Below are 15,095 nucleotides of genomic sequence, written 5' to 3'. Positions count from 1 at the left end.
TCCGCTCATCCAGCACGCCATGGATAAGCGGACACGAGGAGAAAGACAGAGAAGGAGAATGATAAGATCCACTTGTTGAGTTGCGTCAGCGGGGCGACGTATCGACCAATAGAAAATTGGCATCGTCTCGGGCCAGGATTTTTATGCCCAGGCCACCTTGGATGGCGACACCCTGCTTGACGAGGACGTCGTTGATCTGAAGAGCGCCCGAGAGAATGGCGACATAAAGCAGCCGGTCCGGGGCGGTTTCGTAGGCGGTGCTTTGACCTGCGGCAAGCCAGGCCTGCATAATGCGAGCGTTGCAGGCAAGAGGGAGTGGTTCATCCTCAATACCCTCGTCCTTGTCCTCCGGCGCATCCTCGGTGAAGCCACTGGCAAGGATAACCAGGCGCCCGCTTTCATGATGACGCTGACAATGGTGGAAAACGCTTTCGGGCCGGCCGCCTTCTTCCTCGGACAGTAGCCAGAGCTGGACGAAGCGTGCACGCCCTGCCCACCTCAGCGATGCGACGCCAACGCCTGTGCGCGCCAGATGAAAGTCGCCGGTTTTCAGAATCACATCCGGTCGTTCCGCGACGGAGGCGCGCATTGTTCCGTCCAGAACCAGCGTGAGAATATCAACATCCTGATGCGGGCCAAGACGATAGGCGCCCCCCGGATCGATCTGCCCTTCGTTCAGCGCGCGCAGGTGACCCCAGTGAACGTGTCGCGGGTCGCCTTGTCCCGCGAACGTGAAATGACACTGAAGGCAGGCACCGTCCTGTTCGAAGGGCGCGGAAATCCGACGAAGTTCGATCATGCATGATGCTCCGGATACTTTGTTTCCCAGCCGCCACCCAGCGCGCGATAGAGCCGCGCCACGGAACCCGAGACATCCGCCGTTGCGGATACGAGATCTCGCTGTGTCGATAACAAGGCGTTCTGCAACGTCAGGACGTTCAGGAAGTCAGCGGAGCCTTGTGCATATTGCACCTGCGCGATCCGCACCGCCTCGCGGTTCTGGGCAACGGCCGCCGCCAGACGGTCGCGCTGTGCTTGCGCAGTCGAGAAATCGGCCATGGCGTCGTCGATCTCCTGCCAGGCTTTCAGCACTGTGCTCTGGAACATCACCGCGGCTTCACGCTGCTGCTCGCGCCGCAGTTTCAACTGTCCGATCAAACGCCCGCCCTGGAAAATCGGCAAACTGACGGTGGGGCCGAAGCCGTATTGGCGCGATGCCCAGGTGCCGAGGCCGCTAAACTGCAAGGCCTGAATGTCGAGACTACCGGTCAGGGTCACACGCGGAAAGAAATCGGCAATTGCCACACCCACGTTTGCCGTTGCCGCATGCAGCCGCTCGGCAGCGACGCGAATATCGGGACGCCGTTCCGCCAATTCAGAGGGTAAACCCACCGGTACATTCTGCGGCACCGACGGAATGTTACGCGGTGGCCCAAGCTGCGCCGTCAGCGCACCGGGCGGGCGCGCCACGAGAAAGCTCAGCGCATTGATGAGATGCACTTCCTGCCGCTTCAGCACCGGCAGGCGGGATTCGAACGTGTTCAGTTGTCCGGTCGCATCCGCCACGTCCATGCGTGTCGCCGCGCCCTGGCTGAAGCGCAGTGTCGTGAGTTGAACGCTATGGCGCGCGATATCGAGGTTCTGATTGACGATCGCAATCTGCGCTTGGACGCTGCGCAGGTCGACATAATCCTGCGCCGTCCGGGCCATCAGCGAGACCAGAAGATCGCGGCGCACGTCGTTCGTCGCCTGCGTGGCGGCATCGGCGGATTCGACCTGTCGGCGGACATGGCCCCAGAAATCGACTTCCCACGAAGCGCCCAGGCCGAATTGCGGCAGGTTGAAGGAACCTGCTCCGGAGCGCCCAGGCAGGTAGGTAGGGCCAAATCCTTGTGTGCCGTTCGCAATGTCGCCGGCGCCCGGATTATCCAGCGTTCCGAGCAGACCCAGCACACCGTTCGGGCTCGCGCGCTCACGGGCATAGGACGCATTGGCCGTCGCTTGTGGGAATTGCGCGGCGCCCGCGATACGCCGTTCATCCAGACTCTCGGCATAACGATAGGCGGCTGCCTTGAGGTCGAAATTGGCGTTGGCGACCTGCGCCTCCAGATCGCTCAGGATCGGATCGCGATAGATCCGCCACCATTGCGGGTCGATACGTGTCTGCAATGTGCGGCTTGCGGCAGGCGCGGTGCTCTGATGCCAGTCGCGCGGGGCGATCGTCGCGGGCGGTTTGAAATTCGGGCCGACATTACAGGCGCCGAGCGTCAGACAGATTGCCAGCCCGGCGTGTTTAATTCCATGCATAGCGGGCATCCTGACCATGCGGACCTTCGGGATGACTGCCTGTGTCGATGCGCGCTTCCACAGACATGCCGACGCGCACACGCGACGCATAAGGCTGGCTCGGATCGAAGACCAGTTTCACCGGCAGACGCTGCACGACCTTGGTAAAATTGCCCGTCGCGTTATCCGGCTGGATGGGCGCGAAGGCTACGCCAGTCGCGGGCGCGACCGAATCCACATGTGCGGCGAGCGGATGACCGGGGAATGTATCGACCCATACCGTCGCCACCTGACCGGGACGGACGTTGCTCAATTGCGTTTCCTGGAAATTGGCCACCACATACGCCGCCTGCGTCGGCACCACCGCCAGCAGGGCCGTGCCGGGACGGACATACGCGCCCACGCGCACGCCACGCGCGCCCACCACGCCGGAAACCGGCGCGGGAACCGTGCAGTAGGACAGATCGAGTGCCGCCTGACGCTCCTGGCCTTGCGCGCGGATCAACGCACCTTGGGCGCGCGCGAGTTGCGCCTGAAGAATGGGAACCTGACGCGTCGCCGCCACAACCGCCGCCTGATCGCGCACGATGGCGGCTTGCGCCTGACGTGACTGCGCGAAAGCGCTTTGCTGCTGTTCGGTCGTGGCGGCGCCCCCGGCCGACAGGTTGCGGTAGCGCATGGCATTTTGTTGGGCGAAGACCTGTGCAGCCTCGTCGGACTGCACGGACGCTTTCGCGCCGTCGATAACCGATTCCTGACGGTCCAGCTCGGCTTGCAGGTTCTGCACATCCGCGTGCGCCGTCGCAACGTTGCCGCGCGCCACGTCGAGCGCCGCGTGGTAGTCGTCGTCTTCGATATGGGCCAGTTCCTGACCCGCGCGAACGTGCTCGTTGTCCTGCGCCTCCACGCGGTCGATGCGTCCGGCCACCTTCGGCGCAACGAGCGTGAAGTCGGCCGTCACGTAGGCGTCGTTGGTTTCGACGCGGACGCCGTCTCCCAGGACGAGACGATCCCCGGCATAGGCCACACCGGCTAAAACGAGAATGCAGCCGCCCGCGAGCAGGGCGGTTCGGGTTCGAGACATAGGAACTCCAGAAGAAAACAGGCGGGGCAATTATCGGCTTGGTGCAGCGATGGGCGCGCGCGGCGGATATACCCGCGTCGGCAAGAATGAATTGAGGACGATCAGGGCCGCGCAGACGCCAATCATGACGACGTAGATGTCGGCACATGCCAGAATCATCGATTGCTCGGCGACGACCTTGTGGAAGAGTCCGATTGCCGTACCGTCCACATGCGCGGGGTCGGCAATACGAGGAGCGAGTTCGCCGGCCGTCGGATCGCCCATGCCCTGCATGGCGAAGCGTTGGTTGCCATAATGGTCGAGCAGCATCGTGGAGTGATACTGCTCGCGACGGCGCATCAGCGCGTCCACGACACCGGCCGCGATCGCGTTGGCCAAGCCCTTGGTGACATTGAACAGACCCGAAATGAACGGGCCGTCGGCGGGGCCAAGTCCCATGGTAACGATCACCAGATCGGCAATCACCATCATCGGCTGGCTGGCGACCTGCAGGAGCAAGATGACGTAGAAGTTCTCACGCACCCAATCGGCATCGATCCAGGTGCCGAGGAAATACGAGAAGCCCTGAATGGCCAAAGCGGCGATCAGAACATGGCGGCTGTCGACAGCACGGATATTGCACAGTGCCGCCACCAGCGGCAGCACGACCAACTGGGGCACAGCCAGCAGAAGTCCCATCGGCACCATCTGGATCGGCCGATAATTCCGGACCTCTGTCAGGTATTCCGACGGGATATCGAGTGTCACCGCCGCCAGCATCAGAGCGCCGGCCAGCGTAATGAGCGACGCGGAGACATTGCGGTTCTTCAACAACGAGGCGCGAAAGAACGGCAGCGGATGTGTCCATTCGTTGATCATGAACAGGATGAACAGGAAACCGCCACCGAAGAACAGATGCGTGATCAGCGGTGAACGGAACCAGTCCAGCCGATCGCCTTGTTCAAGGGCGATGACGATCATACAAATGCCAGGCAGGCCCGTGACGAGGCCGCGCCAGTCGAACTGCCGGAACCGCTCCAGCCGCAGCGGATCCTGCGGCAGGCCCCAGGCCACGCACGCGATCGACAGGGCACAAAGCGGTACGATCTCCCAGAACAGGAACTGCCAGCTGAAATCCTCGAACATGATGCCGGTCAGCGGCAAGCCCATGTTGGGTCCGAAGGTCGACGTCAGCGCATAGGCGCCGAGGCCATAGATCTTGATGTTCGGCGGCAGGTAGCGCAGCGCGACCGTCATCAGCATCGGCGGCAGGCTGCCGCATGCCAGACCCTGCACGCAGCGCAGGACCAGCATGGACCCGAGATCGGGCATGAAAGGCGCCACGAGCCCGAGAAATCCTGCCGTCGCCGTGGCCGTCATTGTCACGCGGCGAATGGAGAAGGTGGCGCCGCACCACGGCGCGAATGCCATGGCCGAGATGTTGAAGGCCTCGAACAGTGCGGTCAGCCACGTTGCGTCATCGTGGCTGAGATGCATTTGACCGCTGATGTCGGTGAGCCCGATTTCCGTGACATGCTCGTTGAAGCCCGCCAGCAGCACGGCCAGAAGTACCCCCACCATGCCCGTCGCCAGACGGAAGCTGAACGGCGGGATCGCGGGCGGCGGCGGTGTGGGCGGCCTGCTTTGTATGGTGTGTTCGGCAGCGACCTTGTCGAGCACGAGCCTGTCTCCTCATCAGGCTCGCCGGATTAATGACGGATTCTGCAACGGAATACTGCGTAATTGCTAAAGGTGAATTGCCTATTCCGTCATGCCTGAAGACCGACGATGCGCTTGTCGCAAGACGGGCCCTTCTGTCAGACTTGCCGGATGGCCAGGCAATACGATCTCAACCTGCTTTACACGCTTCAGGCACTCCTGGAGGAAAGCAGCGTTTCCGGTGCGGCGCGGCGGCTACGCCTCAGCAGCGCCACGGTCAGTCGCACGCTGGCCCGGATCCGCACGACCTTTCGTGACCCCATTCTGGTCCCGAGCGGGCGGAAAATGGTCCTGACGCCACGAGCGCTGGAACTTCAGCCATTTCTTCAGGATGTTCTTGCAACGACCCGGTCGATGGCGCAGCAGCAGGCGTTGCCTGAACTCGCAACCATGGCGCCGTCACTGACCATTCGGGCCGCCGATGCGGTCATGGCGATTTTTGCGGCGCCGATCCTGAATGCCCTGCGGCGTGATTGCCCGGGATGCCATCTGCGTTTCGCGCCGGAGGCTGACGGTGATGAGACTGAAGCCTTGAGAAAGGGGGAAGTTGACCTCTATATCGGTGCCACGCGGGAACTGCAGGCAGAAATCCGACGACAGACGCTTTTCAGCACGCGAGTTGTCGGCCTCGCGCGCAGCGATCATCCAGTCTTCGACGCACCGATAACCCCTAAAACCTTGACGCAGTATGACCACATTGCCGTTTCACGTCGGGGCAGACGCCAGGGCCCTATCGACGTGGTTCTGGAAGAACAGTTTGGTCTTTTGCGTAACGTTGCACTCGTTGTTCCGACTTATTTTTCAGCGCTGGACGGTCTGCCCTACAGCGATATGATTCTTTCTCTGCCCGATATATTTATTTCGCGTCAGCGTCCGATCGATAAGCAGTTTCGTGCCTTCGTTTTCCCGTTTGAACTGGAGCCGGTTACCATTTTTCATGCCTGGCACCCACGCTATGAAGCCGATCCGCTTCGTCGTTGGTTACGACAGACCGTTGGGGAAGTAATTCGCGGCTATGTCTTTGAAGATGGGCAAGCATCTTGATTTTAAATTCTGTCTGAATATCAAAAATTTAATATGATTCTGATCAACAAAATGGAAGTTATAGCTATTTTTAGTCATCGCTTCTGCAGAATTTGCAAGGCCTGTGATGAACGCCCAAGCGTTCGCATTAAGGCGGCATCTTGTTACTTGCAGAGAGGTGGTCCCCGTTTTTCGGACAGGGGCGTAAGCTATAAACCGGCCTGAGAGAGGACGGGTTGGTGAGGGAACTTACTACAGATTGTATCCGCGTTTCGATCGTCTGCTTGTCAGTCATGGCTTCGTACCTTCGTGGCGTGTTTCGCTGCGACCATCATCTTGGTCAACAGGGCGTTCCCTGCGCGGTCGGGGCAATAATCAGGGTGTGCTCTCTTGCCTCGCTTAACAGGGGGTGAGGAACTGGCCGGCGCCGGCTCGGTCGCGGCCGGCGATACGGTGCGTTGGATCCTCGGCGACACCGAGAGCGAATCGGGCGCGACCCAGCGCGTCCACGGCGGTCTATTCGGCGGGCGGGGAGCGCCGGTCAGCCACGTCGACTGTTCATTCCAGCTTGGGAATACTCCCGATGAGCGTCGACTTCTCGGAAGCGCGCACTGCGCGGGAGAAGCTGCCGTAATCGGCGACAGCTAATGCATAGCGAATCTAACGGACATCAAAACGCACTGATTAACTGTGATATTGTGAGACGTCATTGGGATGAGGTATCGTGGGCTATTGCTGCCTACGCCCCCTGGTTTGACGTTGAACGCCGGAGAGATCGTTGATGCACCAGATCCATCCGCAAGCCCGCACGACACCTTCCGTCCGGACAGAGATCGCACGCTCGACGGACGCGACCGGGGTGCTGGCCCGACGCTTCGGCATCAGCGACGAGACGGTGCGCAAGTGGCGCAAGCGCGGAGTTGAGGAATGCACCGACCGGAGCAGCAAGCCCCGAGTGCTGGCCTGGAAAGCGCCCGCGGAAGAACGCGCGATCGTCTGCCATCTGCGTCGCGCCACCGAGTTCGGGCTTGATGACCTGACCTTTGTGCTGCGGCACTTCCTGCCCCACCTCAACCGCGACAGCGTCTGGCGCATCCTCAAGGACGCAGGCCTCAATCGTCGGCCGGCGAAGGTCCGCCCGGCGCGGGGAGAGGGCACCTTCCGGGATTATGACCTGGGCTACGTCCATATCGACGTGAAGCATCTGCCGAAGCTGCAGACCGCAGATGGCGAGGCCCGCAAACGGTTCCTCTACGTCGCGATCGATCGCTGCTCGCGCTTCGTGCATCTGGCCGTCTACGACGCCGAGAATGCACCCAATGCCGTCGAGTTTCTCAAGGCCGCCAAAGCCGCCTTTCCCTTCCGGGTTACGCATATCCTGACTGACCGAGGCTCGTGCTTCACTGCGGACGCCTTCGAGAAAGCCTGCCAGGATGTCGATCGTCGGCGAACCCGAGCGTATTCCCCTCAGACGAACGGCATGGTCGAGCGGTTCAATGGTCGTATCGCAACCGAGGTTCTGCCGATCAACGTCGCACACCAGCGGATCTCGAAGCCCTGCTGCACGGGTTCAACCACGCCTACAACCAACGCCGACAGCGGGTTCTGGGCGGCATTTCGCCCACCGCGAAAGTCGCCGAGCGCCTCAAGAAAAGACCACGTCTGCACAATCGCAGCTATAAAACCACGAGTGAGGCCAGCATGATGAACGACGTCGACCGTATCATGGTCTACGCCGATGACGTCTCACAACCTGACAATTAACTCAGCCCAGCCTTGATCAAAGACGACCCGGCGATAGTATCCGCTGCGCAGGCGGGTGGTCCGAAACGAGAGCCGTCCCCGTGTCATGCCGGCACATTCATGTCCCAATACCATGAGGCCGGCCCAGACCGACGGAAAGGCGATGCACTTGGCGATCGAGGCGGCGAGGCGTGTAATCGCCTCGCTCGACCCTGCCGCCCGCCTGCGGCAGCAGCAGCCTGAAATGATCGCCGAACCCGCGACTGTCGAAGTCGGCGAAGTCGTTGCCGGCCAGCCTCATGCATCGCATACTTGGCGTCACCTGATCGATGCCGACAACCGGCGCACGCGCACGTCGTGGCGGACGCGCTCGAAGATCGGAGAGACGGTCGTCGCCGACACGTCAGTTCCGACCACCGTTAGCGCGGATGACCTGGCCGCTGACCCAGCCGCCATCGGGACCGGCGAGGAACGCCACCACCCGCGCGACATCCTCGGGCGTTCCGAGCCGACCCATCGGCACGTCCGCGACAATCCGCTCGACCACCGCCGGCGGGCGACCGGTGAAGAACAGTTCGGTCCCGACCGGGCCGGGCGCAACCGCGTTGACGGTGATGCCGCGCGGGCCGAGTTCCTTGGCAAGCACACGGGTAAGCGCCTCCACCGCCGCCTTGGTTGCGACATAGACACCGTGCGCCGGCAGATAGGTGCCGACGATGCTGGTCGACAGGCTGACGATACGCCCGCCGTCGCGCACGCGCCGCGCACCCTCGCGCAGGCCGTTGAAGGTGCCGGTCAGGTTGACTGCGAGGTGTGCCTGCCAGTCGGCGTCGGTCAGGCTATCGAGCGTTTCCTTGCTCGCGTCGCGACCGGAAATGTAAAACACCACATCGACGTCGACGGGGTCATACGTCGTCTTGCGCAGGATCGTGAACTTGGCGAACGAGCCGGCCTTCACGACCTTGGTGATCTTGATCTCGGTCTTGCCCTTTACACTCTTGCGCAGTTCCTCGATCAGCCGATCGACTTGTGCGTGATATTCCTTGCGCTTGTCCGCCGGAAGGCGGAGCACATTGCTGTCGTAGTAGCGAAGCTCGGTATTGGTGAGAGCCATGATGGTTCCTGTGGGCCTGCTGCTGATGCTGATCGAAGCGATCGGGAACAGGCCGCCCCCGTGTCGACGCATTCGGTTTACAAAATCGTCGGCTGTCCGACCATTAGCGTTAGTATGGGCGCCAATTAACCTTGTTTCAAGAGGTTTCGGTTTACAGAATTCACTCTATATCGTAGACATGGAAACCGAACGCCGTAAGGAGGCCACCATGATCGGAAACAAGCTAAAGGTCGCGCGATCCGCGTCAGGCCTCTCTCTGCGTGCGCTTGCCGATGCGATGGATGGGCTCGTGTCCGCACAGGCGATAGGCAAGTACGAGCGCAATGAGGACATGCCGAGTTCTCGGGTTCTGATTGCTCTCGCCAAGGCGCTCCACGTCTCGGAGGAATATCTCTTGAGTGAGGACGAGCTTTCGCTTGAGGGCGTGGATTTTCGCAAAAAGGTCGGGACGTCCTCGAAGGAAGAGGCTGCTCTAGAAGCGCGCGCCATCCATATGCTGGAGCGTTACCTCGCAGTGGAAGACATGCTTCATATGCGAAGCGTTGAATGGGAGCAGCCGCGCAGCGCACCGCACCCGGTTGCGGAGATACGCGATGCGGAAGACGCCGCCCGGTCGGTTCGCGAGGATTGGGGCCTGGGCAATGATCCGATTCCACAGCTTGCCGAGCTTCTGGAAGAGCGCGGTATCAAGGTGCTTTCGCTCGATCTCGACAATGTCGATGGACTTGCCGCCAAGGTGCGCCGCAAGGAGCGGGACGCTGCACGCGTGATCGTGGTCAAGCGGAGCACTTGGTCCGAACGTAAAAGGTTCAATCTGGCGCACGAGCTTGGTCACATGGTTATCGCCCCATCGGATGGAGTCGATGAGGAGAAGGCGGCGCATCGGTTCGCTGGCGCCTTCCTGATGCCGGCCGATGTTCTCCGGGCGGAAGTCGGCGCCCACCGTTCATCGATTAGTATCGGCGAACTGGTCGCTCTGAAAAAACGGTTCGGTGTGAGTGTCCAGGCGCTCGCTTATCGCTGTAAGGATCTCGGCATTATTAGCCAACCTGCCTGCGCGCGGCTGTTCAAAGTCTTCGCCGAGCGAGGTTGGCGGGCAGCTCCGTACGAGGAACCTGAGAGCCTGGCTCCTGAAGTTGAGGAGCCACGTCGTTTTGAGCGTCTATGCTTCCGCGCTCTTGCTGAGGGCGTCATAGGAGAATCGCGCGCGGCAGAGCTTCTCGGGATTTCCGTGCGCGAACTCGACAAGCGACTTGATCAGGTGGCGGTTTGACCCGTGCCAGTACTCGTTTCCGACACATCGGTTCTGATTGATCTGGAAAGGGCCAACCTGCTTGAGGAGATGTTCCTTCTGCCGTTCGAGTTTGCCGTGCCCGATCTGCTCTACGGCAGGGAGCTGGCCGGCGAACTCGGCGACAGGCTGATGCAGCTTGGATTACGAATAGAAGAACTAACGCCTGTCGAGTTGCGGCGCGCGACTGCCGTCAATCGTCAGCATAGCCGACTCTCGGTTCCGGATACTTTCGCGTTCGCCATCGCCGAGGCTCGGGGTTGGGGGCTGCTAACCGGAGACGGCACACTACGCGAACTGGCAATCGCCGAACGGATCGATATGCACGGCGTTCTCTGGCTCTTTGATCAGTTGGCGGACGGCAATCATGTGGCCTTTGATCGCTTGCATGGGGGGCTGAGCAGCCTATTTGCCCATCCTCGATGTAGATTGCCCGCGAACGAGGTGCGGCGCCGATTGGCGCGCTTTACTCAATGACCGACTGCGGAATTGGCATATCTCTATCCCGACCTTACGGCGGTGGAACCCGCGAATTCACTATTATCCATAATGCACAACTATTTCAATAGGTTGCGCTAGAAGTCACTATTCAATTGATAGGGCTATAGAGTAGGTATCGTGCCCATCGGTATCTCGCATGGCCCGCCTAGTGAGATTCGAACCTCGACTGGGTAGAATCCGTGCGCAAATCCGCTATCCGCCTTTGCCGGTAGAACGTCGGATGATTTATGTCGGCTTTCGGGAAACTCTCCCAACCGCCTGTATGACCGAGATGAAGGCGTAAGCCGACATGCTCCCCAGCGTTCTCCCGTTCAAGCTGCGCTGCCGGGAATAGCAGGCTCGCCGCGCCGATGTGAAACTCCCTGTCCTTCACGCCAGGCATGACAGACGATCTGCCACCCGCCATGCAGGCCGAGACCGCCCATGATCGCGGCGACCGCGACATCGGGCCAGCCGGCTCCCGTCCCGAACACGCCCAGGGCAGCCAGCAGCACCGCAAGGTTGCCGATCGCGTCGTTGCGGCTGCAGATCCACACGGAGCGCATGTTCGCGTCACCGTCCCGGAAGCGCCAGAACATCCCGGCCACGCCGGCATTGGCGGCCAGTGCCAGTGCGCCGACAACGCCCATCGTTTCCGCCTGCGGCAACGTGCCGGCCCAGGCGTGCCAGGCCGTGTTGCCCAGCACCCAACAGGCAAAAACCAGCATCGTCACGCCTTTCAGTAGGGCCGCCCGACTACGCCACCCCAGCACCATACCGGCGACGGACAGGCTGATCGCGTAATTCGCCGCATCGCCGAAGAAATCCAGCACGTCGGCCTCAAGGGCCGCTGACCCGGCCATCATCCCCATGACGATCTCGGCCGCGAAGAACCCGGCATTGATTATCAGGGCGATCCAGAGCGCACGGCGCCAGTGCGGGGCGGCATCATTCTGGGCAGCGGAGGAAGCGGGACAGCAGGAGCATGCCATGACGATGCCTCGACAACAACGGGGGAGATGACCATCATGCACCCTGTAGCCACTACAGGGTCAAGCCTATGGAACCGGAAGTGCCTATGGATCCGGAAGTCTGGAGCATCGGTGATCTGGCGCGTGCCACGGGCACGAAGGTCGAAACGATCCGTTTCTACGAGAAATCCGGGCTTCTGCCGGCGCAACCCCGCACGGCCAGGAATTACCGGGCTTACAGCGCAGAGCATCTCGGCCGCCTGAGCTTCATCCGCCGGGCACGCGATCTCGGCTTTTCGATGGAACAGGTCGCCACGCTCCTTGCCCTTGCTGACCGCAAGGATCAATCCTGCGAGGCGGTGGATATCGTGGCACGTGCCCATTTGGCTGAAATCGACCGCAAGCTGCACGACCTGCGCGCACTGCGAAAGGAACTCGCCACCATGATCGCAAACTGCGACCATGGCACGATCGCCGATTGCCGGATTATCGAGGCTCTGGCACCGCGCGGATAATTCTGGTCGCAACGAAAATCACACAATCGTGAGATGGCTCCGTTCCAGGGGCGATCTACGTGCGTTTTTGACTCCGTTTGTTTCCTATGTGTTTCCTGCGGGGTGATTTGGGCAACAAAAAACCCGCCGGTGAGGGCGGGTTTTAGTGTGCGATATCAGTCGCTTAATTCATGGTTGCGGGGGCAGGATTTGAACCTGCGGCCTTCAGGTTATGAGCCTGACGAGCTACCGGGCTGCTCCACCCCGCGTTGGTGATTGTGTGGGTAGTTCAGGGGACCTGGCGGCGACCGACTTTTCCGCATCTTGAGATGCAGTATCATAGGCGCTGGGGCGTTTCACGGCCGAGTTCGGGAAGGGATCGGGTGGAAGTCTCCCGCCATGGCCACCAGGTCTTCTGAACCACCCTTTTTGGGGGTGGGATAGGTTGGTGATGGGTTGTGTGTGTGTGTTGCGTGGATGACTGCTGTGCATGTGTGTGCCTACCGTCACGCTGTGGTGAGGAGGCGTTGTGTGAGCGATAGGGGCGATTAGGACCGGTTAGCTGCGCGCATTACTGCGCTTCCACACCCGGCCTATTGACGTGCTGGTCTTGCACGGCCCTGTGAGACCTCGTTTTGAGGTGGGTTTCCCGCTTAGATGCTTTCAGCGGTTATCCCGTCCATACTTAGCTACCCGGCTGTGCCGCTGGCGCGACAACCGGTGCACCAGAGGTATGTTCATCCCGGTCCTCTCGTACTAGGGACAAATCCTCTCAAGTCTCATACACCCACGGCAGATAGGGACCGAACTGTCTCACGACGTTCTAAACCCAGCTCACGTACCACTTTAATCGGCGAACAGCCGAACCCTTGGGACCTGCTCCAGCCCCAGGATGTGATGAGCCGACATCGAGGTGCCAAACCTCCCCGTCGATGTGGACTCTTGGGGGAGATCAGCCTGTTATCCCTAGAGTACCTTTTATCCGTTGAGCGATGGCCCGTCCACGTGGGACCACCGGATCACTATGGCCGACTTTCGTCTCTGCTCGAGCTGTCACTCTCGCAGTCAGGCGGGCTTATGCCATTGCACTCAACAGTCGATGTCCGACCGACCTGAGCCCACCATCGCGCGCCTCCGTTACACTTTGGGAGGCGACCGCCCCAGTCAAACTGCCCACCATGCAGGGTCCCGGACCAGGCTAGACTGGTCTCGGTTAGACATCAGAAAAATTCAGGGTGGTATTTCAAGGATGGCTCCACCGGAACTGGCGCCCCGGTTTCAAAGCCTCCCACCTATCCTACACAGAATGTCTCTGATGCCACTGCAAAGCTGCAGTAAAGGTTCATAGGGTCTTTCCGTCTGACCGCGGGTACCCCGCATCTTCACGGGGAATTCAATTTCGCTGAGCCGATGCTGGAGACAGCGGGGAAGTCGTTACGCCATTCGTGCAGGTCGGAACTTACCCGACAAGGAATTTCGCTACCTTAGGACCGTTATAGTTACGGCCGCCGTTTACCGGGGCTTCAATTCAATGCTTGCACATCTCCTCTTAACCTTCCGGCACCGGGCAGGCGTCAGGCCGTATACGTCGTCTCTCGACTTCGCACAGCCCTGTGTTTTTACTAAACAGTCGCTACCCCCTGGTCTGTGCCACCCGGTCATGGTTGCCCACGATCGGGTCTCGTTTATCCCGAAGTTACACGAGCAATTTGCCTAGTTCCTTCAGCATCGTTCTCTCAAGCGCCTTGGTATACTCTACCAGTCCACCTGTGTCGGTTTCGGGTACGGTCTATACGCCAGAGCTATTTCCCGGAATGCGCCAAAAGCCTGATCAATCCAATAAGACCAGACAACATCTTGCATTCGTCACTTCTGGCAGGCCCAGTAATATTCAACTGGTTCCCATCGACTACGGCTCTCGCCCTCGCCTTAGGGGCCGGCTCACCCTGCGTGGATTAACCTTGCGCAGGAACCCTTGGACTTTCGGCGACAGTGTTTCTCGCACTGTTTGTCGCTACTCATGTCAGCATTCGCACTTCCGATATCTCCAGAGAGGGTCACCCCGTCTCCTTCGCAGACCTACGGAACGCTCCGCTACCGCGCATTCAAAGAATGCACCCACAGCTTCGGCACGTGGCTTGAGCCCCGTTACATTTTCGGCGCAGGGTTTCTATTAGACCAGTGAGCTATTACGCTTTCTTTAAAGGATGGCTGCTTCTAAGCCAACCTCCTGGTTGTTTTGGAATCCCCACATCCTTTCCCACTTAGCCACGATTTGGGGGCCTTAGCTGGTGGTCTGGGCTGTTTCCCTCTCGACAATGGACCTTAGCACCCACTGTCTGTCTGTCTGGCTCATACTCCTCGGTATTCGGAGTTTGGTTAGGTTTGGTAAGGCTTTGGGCCCCCCTAGCCCATCCAGTGCTCTACCCCCGAGGGCAATACCAGACGATCTACCTCAATAGATTTCGCGGAGAACCAGCTATCTCCGAGTTTGATTGGCCTTTCACCCCTAGCCACAGCTCATCCCCGACTTTTTCAACAGGCGTGGGTTCGGCCCTCCAGTGCGTGTTACCGCACCTTCAGCCTGGCCATGGCTAGATCACTCGGTTTCGGGTCTTCTGCCAGCAACTCATGCGCCCTATTCAGACTCGCTTTCGCTACGCCTACACCTAACGGCTTAAGCTCGCTGCAAACAGAAACTCGCTGACCCATTATACAAAAGGTACGCCGTCACCCCATAAGAGGCTCCGACTGCTTGTAGGCATCCGGTTTCAGGTCTCTTTCACTCCCCTCATCGGGGTGCTTTTCACCTTTCCCTCACGGTACTTGTTCGCTATCGGTCACCAGGGAGTATTTAGGCTTGGAGGGTGGTCCCCCCATGTTCAGACAGGGTTTCACGTGCCCCGCCCTA

At 60.2% G+C, this 15,095-nt stretch carries 11 protein-coding genes, 1 tRNA gene, 2 rRNA genes and 2 pseudogenes (1 of these 16 only partly in view); 6 read left to right on the top strand and 10 right to left on the bottom strand.

All coding sequences use genetic code 11. The features are described 5' to 3' along the window. Positions 1-85 precede the first annotated feature (85 nt). From A0U93_RS09520 to A0U93_RS09505, 4 genes are read right to left on the bottom strand one after another with little or no spacing between them, the layout of a single operon-like run. Complete coding sequence (locus A0U93_RS09520; protein WP_077807139.1) at positions 86-799, bottom strand: pirin family protein; 714 nt, start codon at positions 797-799, stop codon at positions 86-88. Then, positions 796-2,307 (bottom strand): efflux transporter outer membrane subunit, encoded by a 1,512-nt coding sequence (locus A0U93_RS09515; RefSeq protein ID WP_077807138.1) that lies wholly within the window; start codon positions 2,305-2,307, stop codon positions 796-798. Before A0U93_RS09515 ends, A0U93_RS09520 begins: the two co-directional genes overlap by 4 nt. Continuing rightward, positions 2,294-3,370, bottom strand: a complete 1,077-nt coding sequence (locus A0U93_RS09510) for an HlyD family secretion protein (RefSeq protein WP_077807137.1) — start codon at positions 3,368-3,370, stop codon at positions 2,294-2,296. The genes A0U93_RS09515 and A0U93_RS09510 overlap by 14 nt, the downstream gene beginning before the upstream one ends. Before the next feature lie 30 nt (positions 3,371-3,400). Beyond that, positions 3,401-5,029 (bottom strand): MFS transporter, encoded by a 1,629-nt coding sequence (locus A0U93_RS09505; RefSeq protein WP_245824796.1) that lies wholly within the window; start codon positions 5,027-5,029, stop codon positions 3,401-3,403. Positions 5,030-5,137: 108 nt separating this feature from the next. Between A0U93_RS09505 and A0U93_RS09500 the strand changes: the two genes are divergently transcribed. From A0U93_RS09500 to A0U93_RS09490, 3 genes and pseudogenes are all read left to right on the top strand, one after another. Beyond that, positions 5,138-6,112, top strand: a complete 975-nt coding sequence (locus A0U93_RS09500) for a LysR substrate-binding domain-containing protein (RefSeq protein WP_342743026.1) — start codon at positions 5,138-5,140, stop codon at positions 6,110-6,112. 378 nt (positions 6,113-6,490) lie between these two features. Continuing rightward, positions 6,491-6,601 (top strand): annotated as a pseudogene (locus A0U93_RS09495) (TrbG/VirB9 family P-type conjugative transfer protein); the annotation flags it as partial. Between the two features lie 271 nt (positions 6,602-6,872). Continuing rightward, a pseudogene (locus A0U93_RS09490) lies at positions 6,873-7,855 on the top strand (IS481 family transposase). A gap of 97 nt (positions 7,856-7,952) precedes the next feature. Here A0U93_RS09490 and A0U93_RS09485 read toward each other — a convergent pair. Together A0U93_RS09485 and A0U93_RS09480 are read right to left on the bottom strand one after the other, a co-directional pair. Then, a complete protein-coding gene (locus A0U93_RS09485; RefSeq protein WP_255318277.1) occupies positions 7,953-8,165 on the bottom strand; it encodes a siderophore-interacting protein in 213 nt (70 codons plus the stop codon). 72 nt (positions 8,166-8,237) lie between these two features. Then, on the bottom strand, positions 8,238-8,948 hold the full coding sequence (locus A0U93_RS09480) for an SDR family oxidoreductase (protein ID WP_077808447.1): 711 nt from the start codon (positions 8,946-8,948) through the stop codon (positions 8,238-8,240). A gap of 178 nt (positions 8,949-9,126) precedes the next feature. Here A0U93_RS09480 and A0U93_RS09475 point away from each other — a divergent pair, with 178 nt between their 5' ends. Beyond that, positions 9,127-10,221: a helix-turn-helix domain-containing protein gene (locus tag A0U93_RS09475; RefSeq protein WP_211273997.1), complete on the top strand. Its 1,095-nt coding sequence runs from the start codon at positions 9,127-9,129 to the stop codon at positions 10,219-10,221. 3 nt (positions 10,222-10,224) lie between these two features. Continuing rightward, positions 10,225-10,716 carry a PIN domain-containing protein gene (locus tag A0U93_RS09470; RefSeq protein ID WP_048850366.1) on the top strand — a complete coding sequence of 164 codons (492 nt, stop codon included), beginning with the start codon at positions 10,225-10,227 and terminating at the stop codon, positions 10,714-10,716. A gap of 335 nt (positions 10,717-11,051) precedes the next feature. On the opposite strand, the gene A0U93_RS09465 is transcribed toward A0U93_RS09470, so the two are convergent. Then, a complete protein-coding gene (locus A0U93_RS09465) occupies positions 11,052-11,711 on the bottom strand; it encodes a cation transporter (RefSeq protein ID WP_077807134.1) in 660 nt (219 codons plus the stop codon). An 86-nt stretch (positions 11,712-11,797) separates the two neighbouring features. Here A0U93_RS09465 and A0U93_RS09460 point away from each other — a divergent pair, with 86 nt between their 5' ends. Further along, positions 11,798-12,205: a MerR family transcriptional regulator gene (locus A0U93_RS09460; protein WP_077807133.1), complete on the top strand. Its 408-nt coding sequence runs from the start codon at positions 11,798-11,800 to the stop codon at positions 12,203-12,205. Positions 12,206-12,376: 171 nt separating this feature from the next. Here A0U93_RS09460 and A0U93_RS09455 read toward each other — a convergent pair. From A0U93_RS09455 to A0U93_RS09445, 3 genes are all read right to left on the bottom strand, one after another. After that, positions 12,377-12,453, bottom strand: a tRNA-Met gene (locus A0U93_RS09455). A gap of 27 nt (positions 12,454-12,480) precedes the next feature. Further along, a 5S ribosomal RNA gene (gene rrf / locus A0U93_RS09450) occupies positions 12,481-12,595 on the bottom strand. Between the two features lie 117 nt (positions 12,596-12,712). Next, positions 12,713-15,095, bottom strand: a 23S ribosomal RNA gene (locus tag A0U93_RS09445); it runs 356 nt beyond the window's last position.

The sequence above is a fragment of the Neoasaia chiangmaiensis genome (assembly GCF_002005465.1).
In the GTDB taxonomy this organism is placed as follows: domain Bacteria; phylum Pseudomonadota; class Alphaproteobacteria; order Acetobacterales; family Acetobacteraceae; genus Neoasaia; species Neoasaia chiangmaiensis.
This window is presented reverse-complemented; position numbering and strand designations above follow the sequence as displayed.

What these genes read in the sequence shown, in the direction of transcription:
- A0U93_RS09480 (WP_077808447.1), bottom strand. Translation starts at nt 8,948, where the DNA reads ATGGCTCTCACCAATACCGAGCTTCGCTACTACGACAGCAATGTGCTC.
- A0U93_RS09520 (WP_077807139.1), bottom strand. Translation starts at nt 799, where the DNA reads ATGATCGAACTTCGTCGGATTTCCGCGCCCTTCGAACAGGACGGTGCC.
- A0U93_RS09460 (WP_077807133.1), top strand. Translation starts at nt 11,798, where the DNA reads ATGGATCCGGAAGTCTGGAGCATCGGTGATCTGGCGCGTGCCACGGGC.
- A0U93_RS09510 (WP_077807137.1), bottom strand. Translation starts at nt 3,370, where the DNA reads ATGTCTCGAACCCGAACCGCCCTGCTCGCGGGCGGCTGCATTCTCGTT.
- A0U93_RS09465 (WP_077807134.1), bottom strand. Translation starts at nt 11,711, where the DNA reads ATGGCATGCTCCTGCTGTCCCGCTTCCTCCGCTGCCCAGAATGATGCC.
- A0U93_RS09515 (WP_077807138.1), bottom strand. Translation starts at nt 2,307, where the DNA reads ATGCATGGAATTAAACACGCCGGGCTGGCAATCTGTCTGACGCTCGGC.
- A0U93_RS09475 (WP_211273997.1), top strand. Translation starts at nt 9,127, where the DNA reads ATGGAAACCGAACGCCGTAAGGAGGCCACCATGATCGGAAACAAGCTA.
- A0U93_RS09500 (WP_342743026.1), top strand. Translation starts at nt 5,138, where the DNA reads ATGCGCTTGTCGCAAGACGGGCCCTTCTGTCAGACTTGCCGGATGGCC.